This window comes from Peribacillus sp. Aquil_B1 (genome assembly GCF_022603275.1).
Classification (GTDB): domain Bacteria; phylum Bacillota; class Bacilli; order Bacillales; family DSM-1321; genus Peribacillus.
Map to the genome: position 1 here is coordinate 899,268 of NZ_JAKXEE010000001.1, position 23,945 is coordinate 923,212.

Below are 23,945 nucleotides of genomic sequence, written 5' to 3' on the forward strand. Positions count from 1 at the left end.
ATATTAAGATTTTATTTTTATAATGATTCTCCATAATTTCTACATATTTAAAAACTAAGATAAGGGGGATTATTTGAAAATAAGGAGTCAAACCAACCTATGATGTTAAAAAAATTGATAAAAGATGCCAGTATACAGAATTTATCAGAAATGAATGTTCCAGATATATCGATTTTAGGTCTTACGGATAATTCGAGAGATATCCAAAATGGATATCTCTTTGTGGCTGTAAGAGGGTATAGTGTTGACGGTCATGATTATATAAAGGATGCCGTGCGACTTGGTGCTTCAGCGGTGATTGGAGAGCTCGATATTGGAGACTTGGAGGTTCCTTACTTACAAGTGAAAAACAGCCGAAAAGCATTAGGGAAGATTGCGAAGAATTTTTATGGAGATCCAAGTAAGCAGAAAATCATGATTGGAATTACCGGAACCAACGGAAAAACAACGACAAGTTATATGCTGCATAAAATTATAAAAGAAAGTGGGATGGCGTGCTCCGTCATAGGGACGATTCAACATATTATTAATGAAAAAACAATTGATTCACATAATACCACACCAAGTGCGATTGAACTAAACGCCTTACTCGCTTCCAGCAAGGACAAGGTAGTCATAATGGAAGTGTCTTCACATGCATTAGTTCAATACCGTTTAGAGGGAATTGAATTTGATTATGGCATTTTCACCAACCTCTATCATGACCACCTCGATTATCACGGAACCATGGAAGAGTATTTTCAGGCAAAGGCACTACTATTTGAAAAGTTAAAGCCGAATGGAATGGCCATCGTTAATGGAGATAATTTTTGGGGTGAAAAGCTGCATGAGTACCTGAAAAAGCGGAAAGTGAATACGTATGTCATTGGTGAATCCAAGTGCTGTGATCTATCAATCCATGATTATGATACGGCAACTAAGCCTTTTGTTTTACTGAATGATGGGAACGAGATCGTAAGAATTAATTTGCCAATGCCTGGACTGCATAATTTATATAATGCAGCAATAGCCTACGCAGTTGCTCGGAAGATGACGGTTGGAAAAGAGGATATTCTCCTAGCTCTTAAGAAATTCCCTGGTGTTCCAGGAAGATTTGAAGTGTATAAGGACGAAGATAGCCCAACGATTGTCATTGATTATGCCCATACGGCAGACGCAATTTTTCACTGCCTGCAAACAGCTAAGGAATTAGGTGTTGAGCGGATTTTTCATATATTTGGCTTTAGAGGTGGCCGTGACAAAAAAAAGAGAGCTGAAATGGTCAAGGTTTCCTCAGAACTGAGCGATGTATCAATCTTAACTCTCGATGATTTAAATACAGAGGACTATCACGAAATGAAAGCTACTTTAATCGATCTATATCACAAATATAATGCTGAGAATGGTCTGGTAATTCCGGATAGAACATTGGCTATACAGACTGTCCTAAAGATGGCTAAAAAAGGTGATTGGGTAATCGTTACGGGAAAAGGTCATGAAAGTTATAAACAAGACTTTTCATTGCCAACTACTTCCGATAAAGAAACAATCCAATATTTATTAGATAAAAAACACGGGACGATTTAGTTTAGTAGGCACAATCTTTTCGTATTTAAGGAGGGAAATAGAAAACCCATTTCCAATTAGAGTGATGGAAATGGGTTTTTCTGGTGTCACATGTACACTATTATTGTTCAACCTTCATTAAGCGGACATTTTACGGCAAGCTTCTGCACATTTGAAGCATACTTCCGCACATTTTTGACAATGTTCATGATCGTGTTTTTTGCATTCGTTTCCACATGCTTCACAAATGTCTGCACAAAGTTGACAAATCTGATGGGCAAAGGGACTTTTGGATTGCATGGCTTTAGCTGCAAATGCACAGATATCCGCACATTCCCTGTCTATCCTTATACAAGTAGCCATCATTTTAAGATCTTCTTCCTTTAAGCATGCATCATAACATGTGTTACAGGCCTCCATGCATTCCAGACACGCTCTAATACATTCCTCATAAGTGGTATTCATAAATAAAACCTCCTAAGAATTTTGTTGTTTAACACTCATATTCTACCCAGCTCAACTATTATTTAACGAAATATCAAAAACTCCTTAAAAACTGCACAATTTTTTGATATTTTTTCATTATGATGGTGATAGTAATTCGAAAAAGCGGTGATTAATTTGAATAAAATATCCTTGAAATTCGGGGTCTGGTTTTTAGGTGCCATGCTTATTCTTGAAATATTTTTGTTCTTTTTTCTCCATACAAGCATTGTAGATTCCAGAATAGAAGAAGAATTAGCTGCACTTCAGGCAAGAGGCAATAGTCATCGGGACGTGCTTGAAAATTCCTATAATGAGGAAACATTACATCATATTGCTGTAATGGAAGCAAACGCTGATACAGAGGTCATTATCACGGGATTAAATCAGAACATTATTATTTCATCCTCGAAATTAGATAATGAAGAGCAAAAGATTATTGCCAAAGAAATAGGGAAAATACCCCGTGATGGAGAAACGCTGGAAAATAGGTGGAAAAGTGAAAAGTATATTTCAACGGTAACTCCTTTTAAAATTAACCAAAATCAAAAAGGGTATGTTTACATGTTCCGGAGTACGGATCAGATTCAAAGTTTAATTTCACGACTGAACCATCATTTTATTGCAGGTGCCATCATGATTCTTTCTTTAATGATCATCACCATCCTATTTTTATCCAAAGCTTTGACTAGACCCCTGATCAGGATGAAGCGGGCTACTGAGAAACTTAGCACGGGTGACTTCTCTGTCAATCTCCCTGACATGGGTAATGATGAGTTGGGAGAGCTATCCAAATCTATAAAAATCCTTGCTGAGGATTTAAAACACCTAAAGGGGGAAAGAAGTGAGTTTTTGGCAAGCATTTCTCATGAGTTAAGAACACCTCTTACCTATATTAAGGGATATGCAGACGTATCAAGGAGAAAAGATATAGACGAATCCATCCGCGATCAGTATCTGAGTATTATTTTTGAGGAAACAAAAAAATTGTCTGATATGATAAAAGATTTATTTGATTTGGCTAAGTTAGACAAAAATACCTTTGTCATAAATCGTGTTGAAGTAGAGCTTTGTTCCTTTTTACATTCTATTTATGAGAAAATGCTACCTGCTTTCACGGAAAATGGAATGGAACTTATCGTTGAATGCAAGAAAAATGTAAATGTTTTTATAGACCCTATGAGATTTGAACAGGTAATGTTTAACTTATTAGATAATGCGATCAAATATTCCAATCCTAATACCAAAACAAGTATATCTGTAAAAAGTGAAAAGGAAATGGTAGTGCTAATTATAAAAGATGAAGGCCATGGGATTCCTAAAACGGACCTTCCTTATATCTTTGATCGTTTTTATCGAGTAGATAAGTCTCGATCTAGGGACACTGGAGGGTCAGGACTTGGACTATCCATCGTCAAAGAACTAATAGAAGCTCACGATGGTACGATAGAGATAAAAAGTGAACAAGGAAAAGGAACAGCCTTTTTTATTTCGTTAAAGGAGTTGCCGTAATGAAAACCTTATTGCTTGTAGATGATGAAGCAAGAATGCTCGATTTGTTGAATATATACTTATCTCCCGTCTATCACTGCATCATGGTGAAATCCGGACATGAAGCAGTTGTTCATATGAAAAATTCATATGCTGATTTAATCTTGTTGGATGTTATGATGCCGGAAATGGATGGTTGGAGTACTTGCGCTAAAATTCGTGAATTTTCTAAAGTACCCATTATTATGCTGACTGCTCGAAATGAAAAATCGGATGTGGTTAAAGGTTTCCAGTTAGGGGCAGACGATTATGTAACAAAACCATTTGATGAGGGGGAATTATTGGCTAGAATAGATGCACTTTTCAGAAGAATGGTTGATAATGACACGAAGGCAGTTCATTTCAAGGGATTAAAATGGGATGAGGAATCTCATGAATTGATGTATGAAGGACAGGAGATTCAACTCACTCCTAAGGAGTTTTCCTTACTGGGATTATTATTAAAAAACCCAAACAAAGTCTTTTCTCGTGCGCATTTACTGGAAAGTATTTGGGAGAATAAAGCTTTTACAGAGGATAGGACTATAGATTCCCATGTCCGTAATATCCGAGATAAATTAAGGCAGGCGAATTTTCCTATAGATCTATATCTCTCAACTGTTTGGGGAGTTGGATATAAGTGGGTGCCCAAGGAATAACGAAAATTTGTCATTAAAAAACATAAAAAAGGTACAAATAAGACAGGAGAGGATACCATTGAAACATTTAAAATGGGGCTTATTATCTTTTACATCTATAAACTTACTTCTAGCAGCCTGTTCAAATGATGAGCAAAAGGAGTATTTTATTAAAGCAGAGAATGAAACAATTGAACATATCCATGGTGCGGGATACTGGAGTAAAGAGGGAACCCCAGTTATAGCAACTCATGGAGGGCCATTTGAATATAGGGATGGGACCTGGTACAAAACATCACGTAACAATCACGATTACATGGGGTTCCAGACAATAAAAGACGGTTTCTATTCAAGTGGTCACCCTGAAGAGGGTTCTGATTTAAAAAATCCCTTAGGTCTTGTTAAAAGTACGGATAAAGGGGAAAGTCTGGAAAAGCTTGCTTTCTATGGAGAAACGGACTTTCATTACTTAGGGGCCAGTTATGAAAGCGGTACTGTTTATACATATAATGAAGCTCAAAATTCAAAAATGGGACAAGGCTTTTTTTATTCCAAAAATAAAGGGGAAGACTGGAAACAATTGGAGCTCAACGGTATGACTTCTACCTCTATTGGGGGCCTTGATATCCATCCATCAAAGGATAACATGATTGCCATTTATGGAGAGGAAGGAGTCTTTTTATCTAAAAACTATGGGAAGGACTTTTCCCTAATCCCGACAAAGTCGATGGTGACTTCTTTAACCTTTAAGGAAGATTCCATGGTCTATTCCATGCTTGAAAATGACAAAGTGAGCCTTCATGAAATCAGTTTGAAGGATCAAAAAAAGGATTCTTCACTAGTTGCCCCATCTTTGGATAAAGAAAACATACCGATTTACCTAGAGGTTAACCCATTGAAAGAAGGCGAAATGATGATGGTAACCTCAATGAATGATGTGTTTGTTAGCAAAAGGCAGGAAAAGAAGTGGAATAAAATCCTGTCAAAAGGGGAAATAAAGTAAGATACTCCGTTTATCTTTTTCATGAGCGTGCTCCACAATTTCTGCACATATTATTGGTATTATGATATTGTCTAAAGCCAAAGGAGGAATTTTAATGTTGAAAAAAAGAATGAAAATGTCTCTCATCTTATCGTTATTTGCAGCCCTCTTCTTAATACTGGGTGCCTGCGCCAATGCGAATGATGAAAAAACAGAAAACAATGATAGCGCTGAGAAAACAGAAGAAAAAGAGAACATGGAAGGCATGGATCATGGTAATATGGAACATTCTAGCTCAGAAGAAGTTCCTGAAGGTTTGAAAGAAGCAAAGAATCCAACCTATGAAGTTGGAAGTCAAGCCATTCTCGAAACAGATCACATGGAAGGTATGAAGGGTGCCAAAGCAACGATTGTGGGTGCCTATGATACGACGGTCTATGCTATTTCGTATACTCCGACAACTGGTGGAGAAAGAGTGGAAAATCATAAATGGGTTATCCAGGAAGAGATTAAAGATGCTGGTGACGAACCGTTAGAACCTGGAGCAGAAGTTACAGTAGATGCTGCTCATATGGAAGGGATGGATGGCGCGAAAGCTGAAATTGATTCAGCCGAAGAAACGACTGTGTATATGGTTGATTACACACCGACTACGGGCGGAGAGGAAGTTAAAAATCATAAATGGGTAACAGAGAGTGAATTATCACCGGAAAAATAAGGCTTGAAAAAATGAACTTATTTTAACCATAAATAGAGCTTTTCCCGTAAAGGGGTAAGCTCTATTTTCTTGTATTGGTAATAAGTTAGAAATATTAGGGTGACCACCGATGAGATAGACGCTATTCTCCCTTCTTTAACTATTTAGCCGGATTACTATGTGAATAATGATCCATTTTTTAAAGAAATAGTAACAAAATCTTTAAACTTTACATAGGGTAGGGGGGTATTGTAATTTAGAGTTATCGCAAGAATTTATCTTTTCCTTGTATACTGTAGTACCCAAATTTCCTTTAATAAAATGAATGATCGATGCAAAGACAGGCTTTTTATTCAGTGAGGGCATGTCCGAACAGGAGCCTTTAGATCAAGTACAAAAAGTAATTTCTATATATGAGAAAAACGGAAAAAAAAGAGAAGCCTTTCCTAAATTTATTAATAGGTTTGGAATAGATAATCTTAAGAAGCAAATAGTAAAAGTGTAGAAAACGAAGATTATAAAAAATTTTATTAACAGATTATTTATTTGTTGAATAGGGTAGAGGGGTATGGTATATTGTATTCAAGGAGGTCGAGATATGGATAAAGAGATGAAGGAAAATGTTTATCCGATTGAAGATGAATGCTGTGTATCCCCCTCTTCAGAAAGAAAAAGTCATCACTCGGAAGCAGTAAAAAAGAATTTAACTACCCGTCTTAATCGAATTGAAGGGCAAATCCGTGGTATAAAAGGTCTTATAGAGAAGGATACCTATTGCGATGACGTTATTACTCAAATTGCGGCCACTCAAAGTGCACTAAATGGCGTAGCAAAGATATTATTAGAAGGCCATATGAAAAATTGTGTAGTCGACCGACTTAATGAGGGAGATACAGAAGTTATTGATGAGGTATTAGTAACCATACAAAAACTAATGAAAAAATAAAGGAGAAGTGAATCAAATGGAAAACGTAACATTGAATGTAAGTGGAATGTCATGTGGTCATTGTGTGAATGCTGTTGAGGGAAATGTAGGAAAGCTTACCGGTGTAGAAAGTGTAAAAGTACATTTAGAAGCAGGAACAGTTGATGTCTCTTTTGATAGTGAAAAAGTTTCCCTCGAAAAAATAAAAGAAACAATCGATGACCAAGGCTACGATGTTAAATAAGTTGGAAGAGTGCTTTTTAGCACTCTTTTTTACAAAAAAATATACCCCCATATGGTATGGAGAGGTGAGTGCAAATGAGTAATGATATAAAGGAAAAAAGTATACAAATTACAGGAATGACTTGTGCCGCTTGTGCAACAAGAATTGAAAAAGGGTTAAAAAAAATGGAAGGTGTAGAAGAAGCCAATGTCAATTTAGCCCTTGAGAAGTCAGTCATTAAATATGACGCAGAAAAGGTGAACGCTCAGGATTTCGAAAAAAAAATTCGGGATTTGGGCTATGATGTAGTCAAAGAGAAAAAGGAGTTTGCCATTACAGGGATGACCTGTGCAGCGTGTGCAACAAGGATTGAAAAGGGTCTAAATAAAATGGATGGAATATCCAAGGCAAATGTGAACCTGGCGCTTGAAAATGCCACGGTTGAATATGATCCTTCCCAAACTTCCCCTATCGATATTATTCAACGAGTGGAAAAGTTGGGCTACGGGGCGATTATTAAGGATGATAATAAGGATTCTGTTGACTATCGTCAGAAAGAAATCCAAAAACAAAAAAGAAAATTTATTTTCTCCGTTATTTTGTCATTCCCGTTGTTATGGGCGATGGTAAGTCATTTTAGTTTTACGTCATTTATTTACCTGCCGGATTTTCTCATGAATCCATGGGTACAAATGGCGCTGGCAACACCCGTACAATTTATTATTGGTAAGCAATTCTATGTGGGTGCTTTCAAAGCGCTTAGGAATAAGAGTGCCAATATGGATGTATTGGTCGCTTTGGGGACATCGGCCGCTTATTTTTACAGTGTCTATCAGGCCTTTATTTCGATTGGGAATCATCATATGGCACAGCTATACTTTGAAACAAGTTCCATACTCATCACGCTTATTATCTTAGGTAAGCTTTTCGAGGCAAAAGCAAAAGGCCGATCTTCTGAAGCGATTAAGAAGCTCATGGGACTGCAAGCTAAAACAGCCTTGGTAATAAGGAATGGGGAAGAACTTGAAATACCACTTGAAGAAGTTATCGTAGGAGATATACTTTTGGTGAAGCCGGGTGAAAAAATACCGGTGGATGGAGAGGTAATTGAAGGGAATTCTGCTGTCGACGAATCCATGTTAACTGGTGAAAGCATTCCGGTGGATAAAAGTCTGGGAGATGCGGTTATAGGTTCAACCCTGAATAAAAATGGTTTTATAAAAATGAAAGCCACTAAAATTGGCAGAGACACGGCTCTTTCCCAAATCATTAAAGTTGTGGAAGATGCCCAAGGCTCCAAGGCCCCTATACAAAGGCTTGCGGACCAAATTTCTGGAGTTTTCGTACCGATTGTCGTCGGCATTGCCTTTTTGACATTTCTTGTTTGGCTCATTTGGGTCAACCCTGGAGAGTTTACACCAGCTCTCGAAGCTTTGATTGCAGTTCTTGTCATAGCTTGTCCGTGTGCCTTAGGACTTGCAACTCCGACTTCGATTATGGCTGGTTCAGGACGGGCCGCAGAATTCGGTATTCTATTTAAAGGTGGGGAACACCTTGAAACTACCCACCATATTAATACTGTCATCCTAGATAAGACAGGAACAGTTACAAATGGTAAACCAGAATTGACAGATGTTATTGTGGATAATGGAATAAATGAAGAGGAATTCCTATCCTTAATAGGGGCAGCTGAAAAACAATCTGAACACCCACTTGCCGAGGCTATTGTTCAAGGAATACAAGAGAGGGGTATATCACTTAGCCTCGTTCAGGAATTTGAGGCGATTCCAGGGTATGGGGTTAAAACGAGAGTCAATCAAAAAGAGATCTTGGTAGGGACTCGAAAACTTATGAAGCAATATAACGTTGATGTGTCAAAGGTCTTAACTGATATGGAAGACTTAGAAGCAAATGGGAAGACTGCAATGCTAGCCAGCATTGATGGGAAATATGCTGGTCTGATTGCAGTTGCCGATACGATTAAAGACACCTCTAAAAAAGCCATAGCACGATTAAAAGAGATGGACATTGATGTCATTATGATTACTGGTGATAACGAGCGTACTGCAATGGCAATAGGCAAACAGGTAGGTATCGATCATGTCATAGCTGAAGTACTTCCGGAAGGAAAAGCGGAGGAAGTGAAAAAGCTTCAGGCTACAGGCAAAAAGGTCGCAATGGTTGGAGATGGAATTAATGATGCCCCTGCTCTTGCTCTAGCCGATATCGGAATGGCGATTGGTACAGGCACGGACGTGGCCATGGAAGCTGCTGATATTACCTTGATTCGTGGAGATTTGAACAGTATAGCGGACGCTATACTAATGAGCCGGAAAACGATGAGGAATATTAGACAAAATCTGTTTTGGGCCTTTGCCTATAACACATTAGGAATTCCAATAGCAGCGATTGGGCTACTTGCCCCTTGGCTAGCAGGTGCCGCAATGGCATTCAGTTCTGTGTCGGTCATATTAAATGCTCTTCGTTTGCAAAGAGTTAAGCTATAAAGCTTGGAGAGACATTGGTGATTGTACCAGTGTCTCTTTTTAAGTGGCTGTTTTCTTAAAGATTGTTGCTATTAGTGATAAATCTACTCATTCAAAGGAGTTCCTATTAATAGTGGTAAAATTACAATATATTCATTAATAAAATCTTTAAAGGGGAAATTTCTATGTCGCTTATTGCAATGATTATCATTATTGGCTGTATTTTTGGAGGAATTCGTTTTTGGAAGAGAAAACGGATATTATCGATAATTTTGTTAAGTCCCTTGCTAATAGTTTTTACTTTTTTCGGATATTTCGTTTATCAAACGTCGTATCATACAACACCTGATTCTTTAGAACTTTCTGTTCATAAAGAAAATGAAACATACCTTGTGGAGGGAAGGTGGAAAGAAAGTTTAGATGCGTATAGATTTCCTTCGGATTTTCTTGTGTTCTATGTTCCTGAAAATGAAAAAGTCTCCAACGTAAAACGAAATAGGGTAAAAGACTACAAAGATATGGATTGGAAATTTTTAAGGGGAGAAGTACGAGATTGGGCTGGAAAAGAATCTCATCCTCAATTAGAACCGCAAATTTTTGATTTACATACAGATAATCAATTTAAATTCACATTCTTTCTCCCAGCGACCGTAAAACCAAGTGATGTAAAATTATATTATGTACATACAAGAGAAGAGCCAATGGAGGCATTGGAGTTTTGGTTTAAGAACATTGAATTGAAGTAGTAAAACCTCCTGCATAGAGGGCTTTTTTATGCACTTATTAACATCTTAATAGAAGTATGGGTAGCTTTTTGACAAGATGGAATAAGCATTTGTTTAACTCGTTCTTCAAATGCTATCTTCCTTCCTAATTCGAGCAAGCGGACCCAGTAGAGGTAGGAAGCTTCCTTGGTAATATTTAATAAGGAAAATATTTAATCAATAGATTTTGAGTAGAGGAAGAACCGTAAAAGAACTTACTAAATCTCCATATTTTCTGCATGAATTTTTTATATAATCGAAAGGGTAACTTTATTTTAAGGAGTCACTTGTAAATGAATTATAGGGATACTATAATGCGTCCTTTTAGAATGATGTTAAAAAGAAGGGGCCATGACCTATGATTTATTCCATATCTGCTAAAAAACGCAATATTCATTTGGAGGGTCATTAGAATGAAAAGAAATGTATTAGTTGTTGATGATGAATGGAATATGTTAAATCTAATAAAGATACATTTATCTAATAACTATAATATTGTCGTTTCGGACAATGGGCATGAGGCATTGAAATGCCTAAATAAGCAATCATTTGATTTAATTATCTTAGATATTATGATGCCGTATATCAGTGGTTGGGAAATGTGTGAAATTATTAGAGAAAAATATAATATACCGATTTTAATGCTAACAGCAAGGAATGAATTGAAAGATAAAGTTCGTGGATTAGAGATAGGGGCCGATGATTATCTAGTTAAACCTTTTGCATTTGAGGAATTGGCAGCCCGTGTTCATGCATTAATACGAAGGTCGATAGTAAAACAAACCATTGAGCCAAATGAGCAAGTAATAATTTCAAGTGGTTTAGAAATCCATTATGAAAGCAGGAGAGTTAAAATAGAGGGTGATATAGTGGAATTCACTCCAAAGGAGTTTGATTTGTTGTGGCTATTGGCTAGTAATTCGACTCAAATTTTTACTCGTGAATTATTGCTTGATAAAATATGGGGAATACATGATGAGCGTGAATTTCGAACAGTGGATACTCACATTAAGAACATAAGAGTGAAGTTAAGGGATACTCAGTGCAAATCTAACCCAATAAAGACAGTTTGGGGAATCGGCTATAAATTTGAGGATATGGGCAAGCCATGAAAAAAATCAAAATTAATAGTATAGGTAGTAAGTTAGGCATCACTATAATGATATTATTTATGTGTATTTTAGTGCCTTTAGGTTATGTAATAGATAGAATATTTTTCGGTTTTTATTATGGTCAAACTCATGAATATATTGATGAAGTTTCTTTAGACATCATAAACTCCATATCATATCTCGATGATCAAAATGAATTGGGACTATACGAAAAAATGGCGAATCATACAAAAACTGAATTAGTGATCGTTGATAAAGCTGGTAAGGTACTTACAACTTCTAATCTTTATGAAAATGGGACGCGTTTTAACCCTGACTTGTTGTCTAAAATTAAAAAAACGAATAAAATTCATCAGGATTATGTGGATCCCCATACTAAAAATTATTATTTTTTATCAGGACGTCCAATTATAATTAATGAAAATTTTGAAGGGGGAGTTTTTGTATTCTCCTCATTAGATTCCATTCATGATTCGATTCATAAATTAAGGACTTACCTTGTTATTGCCATTTTAGGTGCATTACTGCTTGCTGCAGGTTTTACTTTCTTTGTATCCAAGAAGCTATCAAAGCCTCTTATTGATATGGAAAAGATAACAAGAAGGATCTCAAAAGGCGATCTTAATATAAATATCAAAAAAACGTCTAACGATGAAATTGGATCACTCGCTCAAGCCATTAATGACCTTGCCATAGAACTAAAGGAATATCGGACGAATAGAAGTGAATTTTTAGCGAATATCTCTCATGAGCTTAGAACCCCTATATCTTATTTATCTGGATATGCGTCAGTGATAAGAAAAAATCTATACAATAATGAACAGGAAAAGGAAGAGTACCTAGCTATTATAGAGAATGAAGCCTCGAGATTGACGCTTCTTATTAATGATTTGTTTGAACTGTCAAAAATGGAAGAAAACAAGATTGAATTATACAAAGAATGGATTGATGTCGAGGAATTAATTGAGGGGGTCCTGAACAGGTCCAAACTGAGCGCAAATAAGAAAAATGTTACTTTGAAATATGAACCCGGTAAACATTTGAAAATGATTTTATCTGATGGGATGAGATTAGAACAAATTTTAACTAACCTTATCGAAAATTCTATAAGATACACAAATCATGGGGGAATTGTTATTACTTCCCGAGCAAATAAGGATTTCGTCATTATCACTATCAAAGACTCAGGAATAGGGATACCTCCAAATGATTTGCCCTTTATTTTCGAACGGTTTTATCGAGTAGAAAAATCGCGATCTAGGCAAATGGGAGGTACTGGTCTTGGACTCGCTATCGTTAGGGAGTTGGTCAACGTATTGGGAGGGACGATTGAAGTTAACAGTACAGTTGGACAAGGGACTGAATTTATCATTACCCTTCCAATTGAAGTATAGAAGTAAGTGTATGGCTAAACTAATTGTTTAGTCTTTTTTTATTATGCTTTGTTAAATGGATCGCTAAAAAAAAGTTATTGAAATCAGATTTTATCCAATTTTCTTGAAGGGGGTACGATGATATTTTTTTTGGAATTTTCATTTCACAGGTTTGCTATACCTTTAAGCACAAAAAAAAGAGGAATCAACCAGCGATTCCACTTTTCATCTAAACACTCGTTATTTAATCATATTTTACATTTCATAACAGACTCTATGCTCAATTATTAGCTGAAAGTTCACTTTCTATAATCCATTTATGATTTTTTACTTGGTCCTCCAGTAGTCTAAGTGTAGGTAACTGCATATGCTGTTGTATCGTAGGCACCCACAATAAGTAATGATCAGTTCGTTGCTAATTGCTCAATCTTTTGTCTGGATAGGTCAAAGTCATATAAATGTTCAACATAAATTTGATGCCATACCATAAAGATTAAAATGGTCCATAATTTTCGGCTATTGTCCATTTTGTCTTGAACATGATCGTCCAATAGTTTTAGGATTTCCTGTTTGTTAAAAATATAGTCAGTAGGGCTATTATGAATTAATTGCATGGCCCAATCATAAAGTTCTGCTTTCAACCAATGGCGGATGGGGACAGGGAAACCTAGTTTCTTTCTGCTCCATACATGCTCTGGAACTATTCCTTCTGCAGCTTTACGGAGGATATATTTAGTCGTGCCATTCCGTACTTTTTGATTGCTGGAAACTTTTGATGCGATATTAAAGACATGTTTGTCCAAAAAGGGAACTCTCACTTCTAGGGAGTTTGCCATGGACATTTTATCGGCTTTTAGTAAAATGTCTCCCTTTAGCCATGTATGAATATCAATGTTTTGCATTTTTGTAATGGCATCATAATCTAAAGAACTAGAATAAATGGAACCCGTCACTTTTTCATTCTCCAAATTGTTTAGATAATTCACAAGCAAAAGTTTTTTCTCTTTTTCATCGAACATATTTGCGTTTCCGATATACCGTTCTTCTAAGGGTGTAACCCCTCGTTCTATAAAGCTCTTTCCTTTTACTCCCTCTGGAAGTGCTGAGGAGAGGGCTTTTAAAACATGTTTTACTGGAGACGGAATATAGGAAAACATGCGAAGGGATTGAGGTTCCCTGTATATATTATAACCGCCGAACAATTCATCTGCACCTTCACCGGACAAAGCAACCTTGACTTGTTTCCTCGCTTCCCGCGCAACAAAGTACAAAGGCACAGCTGCAGGATCTGCTAAAGGGTCGTCCATATGCCAAATGATTTTTGGTAGCTCAGCAAGAAACTCTTCAGGGCTTATTACATAACTAATATTTTCTACATTCAGAGCGTTGGCCGTTTCTTCTGCAACGTTTATTTCACTATAACCTTCTCTTTCAAAACCTACCGAAAAGGTTTTAATTTTAGGATTAATCTGTTTCGCAATTGAAACGATAAATGAAGAATCGATTCCTCCAGATAAGAAGGAACCAACTGGAACATCACTCCTCATATGTACGTTTACTGAGTCGATCAAGGTATCTTGGACTTCTTTGATTAATTTGGAATCTTCCATATTTGAGGGTTGGAAATTCGGTTTCCAGTATTTTTTTATGTCCATTTTTTCCCCTGGTTTTTTAGTGAAGAAATGTCCAGGTGGTAGCTTTTTAATCGATTTAGTTAGCGTCGAAGGCTCCGGTACATATTGGAAACTAAGATAATGTTGTAAAGAATCTACGTCTAACTCTTCACTGATTGCCGTAAGAATACTCTTTTTCTCGGACGCAAAGTAAGTAGTTTCATCTTGCTCACAATAGAAAAAGGGTTTTATCCCAAAGTGATCCCTTGCACCAAAAAGTTTTTCTTCTTCTTTGTCCCAAATGACAAAAGCGAACATCCCACGCAGTTTACGAACGGATTGCTCCTTTATACTACTATAGAGGGCTATAATGACTTCGGTATCAGAATCTGTCGTAAATTCGTGGCCTTTATCGATTAATTCCTTCCTTAGTTCAATATAATTATAAATTTCGCCATTGAAGATAATCCAGTATCTTTCATTTTCATATGAGAGGGGCTGGTTTCCGTTATCTATATCGATGATGCTTAATCTTCTAAAACCAAAATTTACAAATTCATCGAAAAAATACCCTTCATCATCCGGGCCTCTATGGGTAATAATGTTATTCATCTTTTTCAACTTTTCCCTTATATCAGAATGTATGGCTTTAGGTCCATTATGAACACATCCAACAAAACCGCACATAAAATCCACCTACCTATTGTTATTTTGAGCTTCCTTGAAAATTTTTAAGGAACTACAAGAAACATAACAACAAAATATGTAGAAAATAAGGAGTTTACATAAAAATTGTAATTAATTTCATGGTGCACAATAGTCATATCGTTTTTTGGGTTATTATAGGTGTTTTGTCATTTGTGCACACATTCTGCATAATTTTGTAACGATAATGTAAATTCAGGTATCACTTAAGGATGATAGAATAATAAAAAAAGAACTTAATCGGGGGAAAAATAGAAAATGAAAAAAATTATAGCGTCAGTTGTAGTGACGGGATTGTTACTATCAAATCCATTGGTCAGTAATGCTGCATTAGGAGATCGTACATTAAAAAGTGGAATGACTCATACAGATGTGAAACAATTACAAGAGAATTTAAAGAAAAAGGGATATTTTAAAACAGATACCACTACGTACTTTGGGACGGTTACTAAAGGTGCGGTAGTAAAGTTTCAAAAAAGCAAAGGCTTGAAAGCTGACGGAATTGTAGGTCCGAATACGTATAAGGCATTGGGCGTAAAAAAGCAGACAACCAAGGTAGCTAGTGTGAATAATACAAGCAATAAATCTACAGCGTTAGTGAAGGAAGCAAAAAAATATATGAATGTACCGTATGTTTGGGGCGGGAGTACACCAAAAGGTTTTGATTGCAGCGGATTCCTAAAGTACGTATTCGAAAAAAGTACAGATATCACTTTGCCAAGAACGGTAGCGGAAATTTATAAGAAGGGGACAAAGGTATCCAAACCACAAGTTGGGGACCTAGTCTTTTATGAAACCTATAAACCTGGTGCCTCCCATGCGGGTATTTACATCGGGGATAATCAATTCATACACAGCTCCTCATCAGGTGTAGGTATTTCCTCCATGGATAATAGTTATTGGAAACAGAGATATTTAGGAGCAAAAAGAATGTAATAGTAATAACGGCCAGTTCTTTTTTAAGAGACTGGCTTTTATTTATTTTAATAGTAATCTACCAATACGTGACGATATCGAGAAGACCTATAATGATGATAACCGCCCCTGCACATTTTTGAACGGTATTGCCAAACTTCTTCCCTTTTTTTATTAAAGAACCCTCTGCGCCAAAACTCCAAATTAATAATAGGGTGATAATAAGGGGTAAAGCAGTCCCAATCCCAAAAATCGGTGTCAAGGCAAAACCATATGTATTAGATAATACTAAAGGCATAAGTTGTACAAAAAATAGGACAAACATAGTTGGGCAAAAGGCGACTGAATAGCTTATGCCTAATAAAAGGGCTCCTAATTTCCCGTTTGAATTCCGGAATCCCCTCCACTTAAAAAGATGCGAAATCCAAATGAATTTTAAATAACCTAATAGAAAAAGGCCAACAATTATGTTTAAGAATCCAATGCTTTTGCGAAAATATGCGAAATAGGTGGTTAAGGTAGATTGAAACTCTCTTCCTAATAACCAAATTAAAACTCCAAAGAGGGAATATACCAATAGTTTTCCCAGGATAAATAAGGATATTTCCACCCAAGGGGCTTTTTTCCCCACTGCTTTATTTCCAAAATAGGCTATAGAAGTGAAATTCCCAGTAATCTGACAGGGTGCTAAGGAACCGAGGATCCCTAATAGTAAGGCCCCGATAAGAGGAAAGGCCATTGAACTATTCGTCAATTGTAAGACTGGATCAGAGAAAAATTGGCTAATTTTATTTAGGAAGTCGTACATGATAGCTCCTTTCAATTAATTGATGCTTTATTTTAACAAATGTTTTTCAAGAATGTATGCAGAAAGGGTTTTTATACTTCTTCACCTATTTTCATTGAATAGATTTCTTTAAAAAATATGATGTTAATTTCTAAGTATAATTAGTATAATGAGTTAAAATATTATATTTTAAGCAACTAGGTGCCCTTGAGAAACAAGGGATAAAAGGGAATCGGGTGTAAGTCCCGAGCGGTCCCGCCACTGTAATTAAGGAGTTCTCTATCATTTATGTCACTCAACAATATAGTTGGGGAAGACGATGGAGTGCGTTGATCTAAAAGCCAGGAGACCTACCTAGAATGCACACCGAACTCTTCGCGGAAAGGAGTGGTGTACGTAATAATAGACAATTGTATCCTGTCAATTTGTCGTTTATTTAACGTACCCATAAAGCCCTCAATCTGTTAAAGGTTGAGGGCTTTTTATTGTTAATGTATTCATATAACTAGGAGGATTTTATGTATGGAAAATCTGTCACTTATATTTTTTGTTTTTGTGTTGGGTCTTCGTCACGGATTAGATGCGGATCATCTAGCCTTTATCGATGGACAAACTCGATATAACTGGAGAATGGGCAGTCCAGTAGCACGCTGGGTAGGGACATTGTTTGCTTTTGGCCACGGAGGAGTTGTCGCGATTATAGCCGTTATTCTTGGGATGGTAATGAACGACTTTACATTTCCGGCTTATTTTAATCAATTTGCATTATGGGTTTCAATCACTTCTCTATTTTTAATAGGAACAATAAATCTCTATAATCTTCTACGTACAAAAGCTAATAATGACGAGTTTCAACTGAGTGGGATAAAAGGGAAATTTATTTCAAAAATTGCGAAAGGAACAACTAATCCTTTTCTCATTATTATAGTGGGGGCTTTATTTGCTCTGGCTGCTGAGACTGTAAGTCAAACAGCTATTTGGTCTCTTGCGGCTGGTAATTCGGGCGAGTACATGCCTTTGGTTTTGGGACTCGTTTTTATGTTAGGGATAATGATTACCGATACCATTGATTCATTGATTGTGTATCGAATGATTAATCAAACAAACAAACTCGGACAAGCCGCTTCAAGAGTAATGGGATGGGTGATTGTCGTTCTAGCATACGGAGTGTCCTTTTATCAAGCCTTCACATTCTTTAATCCTTGGGCGGAGCTTGATTTTGAAATTCTAGGAGTTGTTCTGTTTCTTTTATTGACCTTTTCTTTTGTTTTTGTAAGTGTACGGTCTAGGGGAAAGACTATTGAAATAAATAAAAACTAATAATCATAACCACAAGGCAGGTTTTACCCATTTTCCTATGATTGTTTCAGTGTTGCGATCTATTCTATAATGAGGTTCGAAAGATAACTAATGGATAAGAACTAAGGAAGCTATTAGCGAATCTCGTTAAATTAACATAAATGGAGAAGGGAGTCCTTTAAACTCCTATTGCTATCAATTAATAAGGGGGAAAATCAGAAAAGACTGCCGGGCTAACTTCCTGCAATCTTTTTAAAAGATTTTTAACTACATGTATTTACTAGACAGACTTATGGGTGTTATGCTCCCATCGGTCTTTTTTTGTTATAAATACGAAGTTAGAAAGGAGATGTCTACCTGGTATTAAATGGGGTGAAGTTATACTTTAATTCAGGGAAAAAACAAATCCTTTAGCGTGCTAATACACTAAATAATTCCGTTGACATTCATTTTAATATTGTGTTAACTTTATATTACGATATTTTATCTCTCTAATACATTAGCAAACTAAAGTATACAGAGTAATACTTAAGTCAAAGGTGGTTTTAATATGAAACGTATAGCGACAATTATGCTGACAATAGTAGCCGTATTTTCACTTCTTGCAGCATGTTCTTCCAAACAGGAGGAGAAAGACAACACGCTGGTGATTGGCATCGACGATAAATTTGCCCCCATGGGATTCCGAGATGAGAATAACAAAATCACTGGTTTTGATATTGACTATGCCAAAGCTGCTGCAGAAAAAATGGGGGTAAAGGTTAAATTTCAACCCATCGACTGGAAAACAAAAGAAACCGAACTAAGCAGTGGTCGTATAGACCTCATTTGGAACGGGTACACCATTACGGATGAGCGTAAAGAGAAGGTTCTTTTTACAAAGCCCTATTTAAAAAATGCACAGGTGGTTGTTACACGTGAAGATTCGAAGCTTACTAAACTGGATGATTTAAAAGGAAAAGTAGTGGGCCTTCAATCGCTTTCTTCCGCTTCAGATGCATTGAATGCTAATCCGGTTAATTCTAAAATCAAGACGATCACGGAATTCTCCGATAACGTATTGGCTCTAAGTGACCTGAAATCTGGCCGTGTGGATGCTGTCGTCATTGATGAAGTTGTTATAAAATATTACATGTCCAAAGAAAAAGAAACCTTTAAGATTCTTGAAGAATCACTTGCACCAGAGGAATATGGAGTTGGCGTGAAAAAAGGGAATGAAGATCTTCTGAAGCAGCTTCAAGGTGCACTTGATGAACTGAATGAAGACGGCACTGCCGCAAAAATCTCTGAGAAATGGTTCGGGGAAAATAAGGTATTAAAGTAATTGAACGTACAATATTAAGCAAACAGGATTTCCTATGGAAACCCTGTTTTGTTTTTGGGGGAATCCATTCATGTCCGCAGATTATATTTTATCAATACTTAAGCCTATGCTCGAAGGGGCACAGATGACGGTCCTCTTATTTTTGATCGCCATAGTCTTGTCCATTCCTTTGGGCTTCTTGCTAACTCTGGCTGTAAGAAGCAAAATCAAGCCTTTAGCCTGGCTTGCCCATACCTATATTTACTTGATGCGCGGTACACCGCTGTTGCTTCAATTGCTATTTATCTGTTTCGGGCTTCCGATGATTCCCGTGATTGGCGAATATATGGTTTTGGATCGCTTTGTAGCTGCATGTTTGGGCTTTATTTTAAATTATGCTGCCTATTATGCCGAGATTTTCCGAGGAGGTCTTCTCGCTATTGATAAAGGCCAATATGAGGCATCCCAAGTATTGGGGTTGACTAAATGGCAGACAATGAGGAAAATAATTCTGCCTCAAATGTTCCGCGTGGCGCTTCCGGCCGTTTCCAATGAATCGGTGACACTTGTTAAGGATACTGCGCTGCTCTATGCAGTTGCTGTACCGGAACTATTACACTTTGCGCAGACAGCAGTGAATCGTGACTTTACAATTGTTCCATTTTTCTTAGCAGGTATCATTTACTTAATCATGACGCTCATATTAACAGTATTCTTTAAATTTCTAGAACGAAGGTTCAAATATTGAATAAGAAGGGGTGGCGAATGTGGCTATAATTGAAGTAACTAACCTCAAAAAGTCATATGACAAACTTGATGTATTAAAACAATTTACCTTTGATGTAAATAAAAACGATGTGGTTGCAGTAATCGGCCCCTCCGGTTCAGGAAAAAGCACGATGCTCCGCAGTTTGATTCATCTCGAAGAAATCAACGACGGTAGCATATGTATATCCGGAGATTATCTGGTGAGGGATGGCATCTACTCGAAACCACAAGAGATCAAGCAAATCACCTCCAAAATGGGGATGGTCTTCCAACATTTTAATCTCTTCCCGCACCTCACTGTCAAAGAAAATCTGGAAATCGCCCCCAGAATGGCGAAAAAGGGGACAGATACAGAGATATACAAGCAAAGCAGGGAGCTCTTGGAGAAGGTTGGTCTTTCTGATCGGGAGACAGCTTATCCGGAAAATCTGTCAGGCGGACAAAAACAAAGAGTAGCCATTGCAAGGGCGCTTATGATGAATCCAGAAATCCTGCTGTTTGATGAGCCCACTTCGGCTTTGGATCCTGAATTGACCGGTGAAGTACTACAAGTAATGAAGGATCTTGCTGAAGAGCAAATGACTATGATTGTGGTGACGCATGAGATGGGGTTTGCAAAGGAAGTAGCAAACAGGGCCATTTTCATGGATAATGGGGAAATTATCGAATCAGGTGATCCGACAGAGTTGTTTACAAACCCCCAGTTCGAACGAACGAAAGCTTTCTTGAACCGCAGTTTGAAATAAATCCTGAAGTGGCCCTATCAGTTTGTAGGAATGAAAAGCTATGGCCGAGCACTTACATTCCTTATGGCTACAGGATATGAACAGATTCGATCTATTGCAGCTTATATAACAGGTGATATAGAATCAGCCTTAAAAGTGGAGCTCGTTTTGCCTGAAACGGGAGTATGAAGCAAATAACAACTTCAGAATATCGAAATACATTCGCCAGGGTCCGTAAAACCTTATCTGACGTGAAAAAGCCAAGATAAATTCACAACGAAACCCATTCAGTCTTGAACTGATGGGGTTTCGTATAGAATCATAGATACAAGGACTACCGATAACAATGTATGTTAACTGGGTGGAGGGAGGAAAGCTATTTTTAGGTATATTCTAGCTCTACCCCTCTTAAACCTGAGCTGATATAAAAAATCCAGTCAAAAATACTGTTGGTGTAATCTAATTTACTCACTCAAAGTATGTGTACCATGAGATTTCGTATCTGGCTCTACAAAGAAAGGAACGCTACTTGGATCAATCGCTATCCAAATTCCTAAAAGGACTAGCCCTATACCGATTACTTTTGAAAAATATTCACCTGTGGGTAGCACCTTTTCCAGAAAGGTAAGCAGCGTGATAACTCCCATCCAGAACAGATTCATAATACCAACTCCGAACAAAATAACCATCAGCCCCCAACAACAACCTACACAATGAAAACCATGCTCGACTCCCATACGGATTGCACCAAGCCGTCCTTCACGCCACCCATTTAATACGTAATGAAGAGGATTACGGCAATGACGTAAACAGGCTTGTTTGAGTGGCGTAAGTTGGTAAAGCCCTCCTAAAGCTACGGTGAGACCGGCAACGAGAGGCCCTTGTTGATTCCATGCAAGGAAGCCAAGATTCAATAAGTCAATGATCAAATAAAGACCATATGCAATTAGGCCATATGCAATCCAAGCCACCAGATATCCAAAAAGGAAGATCCATGTGGGTACAAGTGGGATATGCAGACTTTGGGTACGCTCAGCTGACACTCGAGCAAAGGTTATGACCATGGGTGTGACAGACGGCAGCATCATCGCTGCCGTCATCGTCACCCACATACCCACATACCAACCAAATGTACCAAGACCCATTCCAGGACCACTAGCCATATTTCTAAAGTGATCCAGAGTAATCATCCAAGCAATGATTGTCATTGTTAAAAGAATCGCAGTCAGAGGAATGTTACCCATCGTACGTGCACGAAATAAACGAACAATTGGAGTCTGTTTTTTGGGGGTATCCATCAAGATCCTACTTTCCAGTCAAAAGGTATATGTTTACTGGATTGACCTTTATATTCATGAGAAAAATCAAATCCAATGGCTTTATCCTCTTTTACAACACCCCAAGTAGCAATTTGTCCGGGACCTGTTTCTGAACCAGGTGGGTTGTGAAGTTGAACTCGACGATTTGGATCAGCGGTTGGACCTGTAAGAGCTTCAGCACCAACAGACACCTTATTTGGAATTTCTGCTCGCCAATAGGCTAAATCATCGGCAGCCTCAAACTTAATGGGGACATACTCAATTCCACGTAGTTCGCTAATTAGGGAGCCAAATTCACCCGCCCAACCACCAACCTTTCCGGTGAAAATTTGTTCAAGAGCCCCACGCTGATCTTGATCAGCACGTTCATCTATATAGAACATCAACTTCATCGTCGCATTGGGATCCCCTACCCACATATTTCCTGAAAATTCCCCAAGCACAACTACTCCGAAACCATCCAGTCGTATGTCATTGTAATACCCTTCATGAACTTGCCATACCAGTGTAAAGAGACAATCCCCATGTGTAGGCTCTTGAGCAAATGTACAAGGACAAGGAAGTTTACAGCTACAGACATCGAACCATTCACCTTTTAAATGCCACTTCATTTTAGACATATCAATCCCTCCATTAATAAGATGTTTATTCTCTTGCTAGTGCAAGATTTTTCTCTTTAAGTGGAATTCTTTGAAGCTTTCATATCTTTGCCTCCCTTCTTAAAAGGAATATACGATACCCATCTATGGTATAGAATAAAATTCCAAAAAATGTTAAAAATAATCATTTTATACTGGTGCAATTTTCCCGTATCATTTGGTAACAAAAGACATAAAAATACAATGAGTGGATCGGTGAGTATTGAGAAGTGGTTTATCAACGTGTTAAATAAAGGTATCTTTAGCATAATGGAGTTTTTTTGAATAGGGATTTATTGAATATCGAGAGTGAGATTTAAAAGGATTATAACTTTTAGGTGGTATATTTTGATTTCATCAGAAATTCCATATTGGTAAAAGTTTCAAAATAATCTTTAACCAACAACATGAAAAATATATTCATACATGCATTAGGTTATTATAGATACACTTAAGTATTTTTAAGCAAACCGTAGTAAAGTAAATAAAATCTATGTCAAATACCTATTTTAAAACTTTTTATAAAAAACCCTTCACATACCATAGAGGGGTATAGTATTATGTAATTAAGGAGGTGAGGCAATGTCGATGAATTCAGAAAGTCTTGATAAAATTGTTGAAATCGATCAATGCTGCTCATCAGACGGTGAAAGAAAGAGCCATCATTCAGATAAAGTGAAAAAAAATTTAGTATCAAGATTGAATCGAATTGAAGGACAAATTCGAGGAATAAAAGGATTAATTGAAAAGGATACGTATTGTGATGATGTCATTACTCAAATATCTGCGACTCAATCAGCATTAAATAGTGCCGCTCGTATTTTACTTGAAGGGCATATGAAGTCATGTGTTTTAGAAAGAATTCAAGAAGGGGATACGGAGATTTTAGATGAGGTAATGGTGACAATTCAAAAATTAATGAAAAAATAAAAGGAGACTAAGCGATATGGAAAAAATGACTCTTAACGTAAAAGGAATGTCATGTGGACATTGTATAAATTCAATTGAAGGCAATGTAGGCGAATTATCTGGAGTTACCACTGTTAAAGTAAACTTAGATTCTGGAACTGTTAGTGTAGTGTTTAATCCGAACGAAGTTAGTATTGATAAGATCA

23 protein-coding genes, 1 pseudogene and 1 riboswitch are annotated in these 23,945 nt (G+C 37.1%); of the genes and pseudogenes, 19 read left to right on the plus strand and 5 right to left on the minus strand.

Going from position 1 to position 23,945, the window contains the following annotated elements; genetic code table 11:
- The first annotated feature begins 99 nt into the window (after positions 1 to 99).
- Positions 100 to 1,566: a UDP-N-acetylmuramoyl-L-alanyl-D-glutamate--2,6-diaminopimelate ligase gene (locus MPH60_RS04430; protein WP_241589903.1), complete on the plus strand. Its 1,467-nt coding sequence runs from the start codon at positions 100 to 102 to the stop codon at positions 1,564 to 1,566.
- 117 nt (positions 1,567 to 1,683) lie between these two features.
- On the opposite strand, the gene MPH60_RS04435 is transcribed toward MPH60_RS04430, so the two are convergent.
- Positions 1,684 to 2,010 carry a four-helix bundle copper-binding protein gene (locus MPH60_RS04435; RefSeq protein ID WP_101222685.1) on the minus strand — a complete coding sequence of 109 codons (327 nt, stop codon included), beginning with the start codon at positions 2,008 to 2,010 and terminating at the stop codon, positions 1,684 to 1,686.
- A 147-nt stretch (positions 2,011 to 2,157) separates the two neighbouring features.
- On the opposite strand from MPH60_RS04435, the gene MPH60_RS04440 reads away from it, so the two are divergent.
- The 10 genes from MPH60_RS04440 (at position 2,158) to MPH60_RS04485 (ending at position 12,779) form a co-directional block, all read left to right on the plus strand.
- Positions 2,158 to 3,540, plus strand: coding sequence for a sensor histidine kinase (locus tag MPH60_RS04440; protein ID WP_336275387.1), 1,383 nt, complete (start codon positions 2,158 to 2,160; stop codon positions 3,538 to 3,540).
- Positions 3,540 to 4,217: a response regulator transcription factor gene (locus MPH60_RS04445; protein WP_101222683.1), complete on the plus strand. Its 678-nt coding sequence runs from the start codon at positions 3,540 to 3,542 to the stop codon at positions 4,215 to 4,217. The genes MPH60_RS04440 and MPH60_RS04445 overlap by 1 nt, the downstream gene beginning before the upstream one ends.
- Positions 4,218 to 4,275: 58 nt before the next feature.
- Positions 4,276 to 5,199, plus strand: a complete 924-nt coding sequence (locus tag MPH60_RS04450; RefSeq protein ID WP_241589902.1) for a F510_1955 family glycosylhydrolase — start codon at positions 4,276 to 4,278, stop codon at positions 5,197 to 5,199.
- A 94-nt stretch (positions 5,200 to 5,293) separates the two neighbouring features.
- Positions 5,294 to 5,896, plus strand: a complete 603-nt coding sequence (locus tag MPH60_RS04455) for a DUF1541 domain-containing protein (protein ID WP_101222681.1) — start codon at positions 5,294 to 5,296, stop codon at positions 5,894 to 5,896.
- A gap of 589 nt (positions 5,897 to 6,485) precedes the next feature.
- Complete coding sequence (locus tag MPH60_RS04460) at positions 6,486 to 6,821, plus strand: metal-sensitive transcriptional regulator (protein ID WP_405390704.1); 336 nt, start codon at positions 6,486 to 6,488, stop codon at positions 6,819 to 6,821.
- 16 nt (positions 6,822 to 6,837) lie between these two features.
- Entirely contained in the window at positions 6,838 to 7,044 is a 207-nt protein-coding gene (copZ, locus tag MPH60_RS04465; RefSeq protein ID WP_241589901.1) for a copper chaperone CopZ, read from the plus strand.
- A gap of 74 nt (positions 7,045 to 7,118) precedes the next feature.
- Positions 7,119 to 9,530, plus strand: a complete 2,412-nt coding sequence (locus MPH60_RS04470) for a heavy metal translocating P-type ATPase (protein WP_241589900.1) — start codon at positions 7,119 to 7,121, stop codon at positions 9,528 to 9,530.
- Positions 9,531 to 9,694: 164 nt separating this feature from the next.
- Complete coding sequence (locus tag MPH60_RS04475) at positions 9,695 to 10,255, plus strand: hypothetical protein (protein ID WP_241589899.1); 561 nt, start codon at positions 9,695 to 9,697, stop codon at positions 10,253 to 10,255.
- Between the two features lie 431 nt (positions 10,256 to 10,686).
- The gene (locus MPH60_RS04480; RefSeq protein WP_241589898.1) at positions 10,687 to 11,385 is read left to right on the plus strand and encodes a response regulator transcription factor; all 699 of its coding nucleotides are present in this window, start codon (positions 10,687 to 10,689) and stop codon (positions 11,383 to 11,385) included.
- Entirely contained in the window at positions 11,382 to 12,779 is a 1,398-nt protein-coding gene (locus MPH60_RS04485; RefSeq protein WP_241589897.1) for a HAMP domain-containing sensor histidine kinase, read from the plus strand. The genes MPH60_RS04480 and MPH60_RS04485 overlap by 4 nt, the downstream gene beginning before the upstream one ends.
- Positions 12,780 to 13,162: 383 nt before the next feature.
- Here MPH60_RS04485 and asnB read toward each other — a convergent pair whose 3' ends face one another.
- Positions 13,163 to 15,058, minus strand: coding sequence for an asparagine synthase (glutamine-hydrolyzing) (gene asnB, locus MPH60_RS04490; protein WP_241589896.1), 1,896 nt, complete (start codon positions 15,056 to 15,058; stop codon positions 13,163 to 13,165).
- A 276-nt stretch (positions 15,059 to 15,334) separates the two neighbouring features.
- Here asnB and MPH60_RS04495 point away from each other — a divergent pair, with 276 nt between their 5' ends.
- The gene (locus tag MPH60_RS04495; protein ID WP_241589895.1) at positions 15,335 to 16,012 is read left to right on the plus strand and encodes a C40 family peptidase; all 678 of its coding nucleotides are present in this window, start codon (positions 15,335 to 15,337) and stop codon (positions 16,010 to 16,012) included.
- A 58-nt stretch (positions 16,013 to 16,070) separates the two neighbouring features.
- Here MPH60_RS04495 and MPH60_RS04500 read toward each other — a convergent pair whose 3' ends face one another.
- Positions 16,071 to 16,799 carry an urease accessory protein UreH domain-containing protein gene (locus tag MPH60_RS04500; protein WP_241589894.1) on the minus strand — a complete coding sequence of 243 codons (729 nt, stop codon included), beginning with the start codon at positions 16,797 to 16,799 and terminating at the stop codon, positions 16,071 to 16,073.
- Positions 16,800 to 16,960: 161 nt separating this feature from the next.
- Positions 16,961 to 17,150, plus strand: a riboswitch (cobalamin riboswitch).
- 150 nt (positions 17,151 to 17,300) lie between these two features.
- Here MPH60_RS04500 and MPH60_RS04505 point away from each other — a divergent pair.
- From MPH60_RS04505 to MPH60_RS04525, 5 genes and pseudogenes are all read left to right on the plus strand, one after another.
- Positions 17,301 to 18,098: a HoxN/HupN/NixA family nickel/cobalt transporter gene (locus MPH60_RS04505; RefSeq protein ID WP_241589893.1), complete on the plus strand. Its 798-nt coding sequence runs from the start codon at positions 17,301 to 17,303 to the stop codon at positions 18,096 to 18,098.
- Positions 18,099 to 18,627: 529 nt separating this feature from the next.
- Positions 18,628 to 19,401 (plus strand): amino acid ABC transporter substrate-binding protein, encoded by a 774-nt coding sequence (locus tag MPH60_RS04510; protein ID WP_101222671.1) that lies wholly within the window; start codon positions 18,628 to 18,630, stop codon positions 19,399 to 19,401.
- A 70-nt stretch (positions 19,402 to 19,471) separates the two neighbouring features.
- Complete coding sequence (locus MPH60_RS04515) at positions 19,472 to 20,128, plus strand: amino acid ABC transporter permease (RefSeq protein ID WP_101222670.1); 657 nt, start codon at positions 19,472 to 19,474, stop codon at positions 20,126 to 20,128.
- Between the two features lie 19 nt (positions 20,129 to 20,147).
- Positions 20,148 to 20,894: an amino acid ABC transporter ATP-binding protein gene (locus MPH60_RS04520; RefSeq protein WP_336275386.1), complete on the plus strand. Its 747-nt coding sequence runs from the start codon at positions 20,148 to 20,150 to the stop codon at positions 20,892 to 20,894.
- 15 nt (positions 20,895 to 20,909) lie between these two features.
- Positions 20,910 to 21,062: pseudogene (locus tag MPH60_RS04525) on the plus strand (glutamate synthase); the annotation flags it as partial.
- Between the two features lie 275 nt (positions 21,063 to 21,337).
- Here MPH60_RS04525 and MPH60_RS04530 read toward each other — a convergent pair.
- Both MPH60_RS04530 and MPH60_RS04535 read right to left on the minus strand, forming a co-directional pair.
- A complete protein-coding gene (locus MPH60_RS04530) occupies positions 21,338 to 22,036 on the minus strand; it encodes a DUF2182 domain-containing protein (RefSeq protein WP_241589892.1) in 699 nt (232 codons plus the stop codon).
- Positions 22,037 to 22,170: 134 nt separating this feature from the next.
- Positions 22,171 to 22,812, minus strand: a complete 642-nt coding sequence (locus MPH60_RS04535) for a DUF1326 domain-containing protein (protein WP_241589891.1) — start codon at positions 22,810 to 22,812, stop codon at positions 22,171 to 22,173.
- Between the two features lie 606 nt (positions 22,813 to 23,418).
- Here MPH60_RS04535 and MPH60_RS04540 point away from each other — a divergent pair.
- Positions 23,419 to 23,760, plus strand: coding sequence for a metal-sensitive transcriptional regulator (locus tag MPH60_RS04540; protein WP_101223476.1), 342 nt, complete (start codon positions 23,419 to 23,421; stop codon positions 23,758 to 23,760).
- Between the two features lie 25 nt (positions 23,761 to 23,785).
- Positions 23,786 to 23,945, plus strand: a 160-nt coding sequence (locus MPH60_RS04545; protein WP_336275665.1) for a copper ion binding protein, incomplete at its 3' end; no start/stop codon positions are given.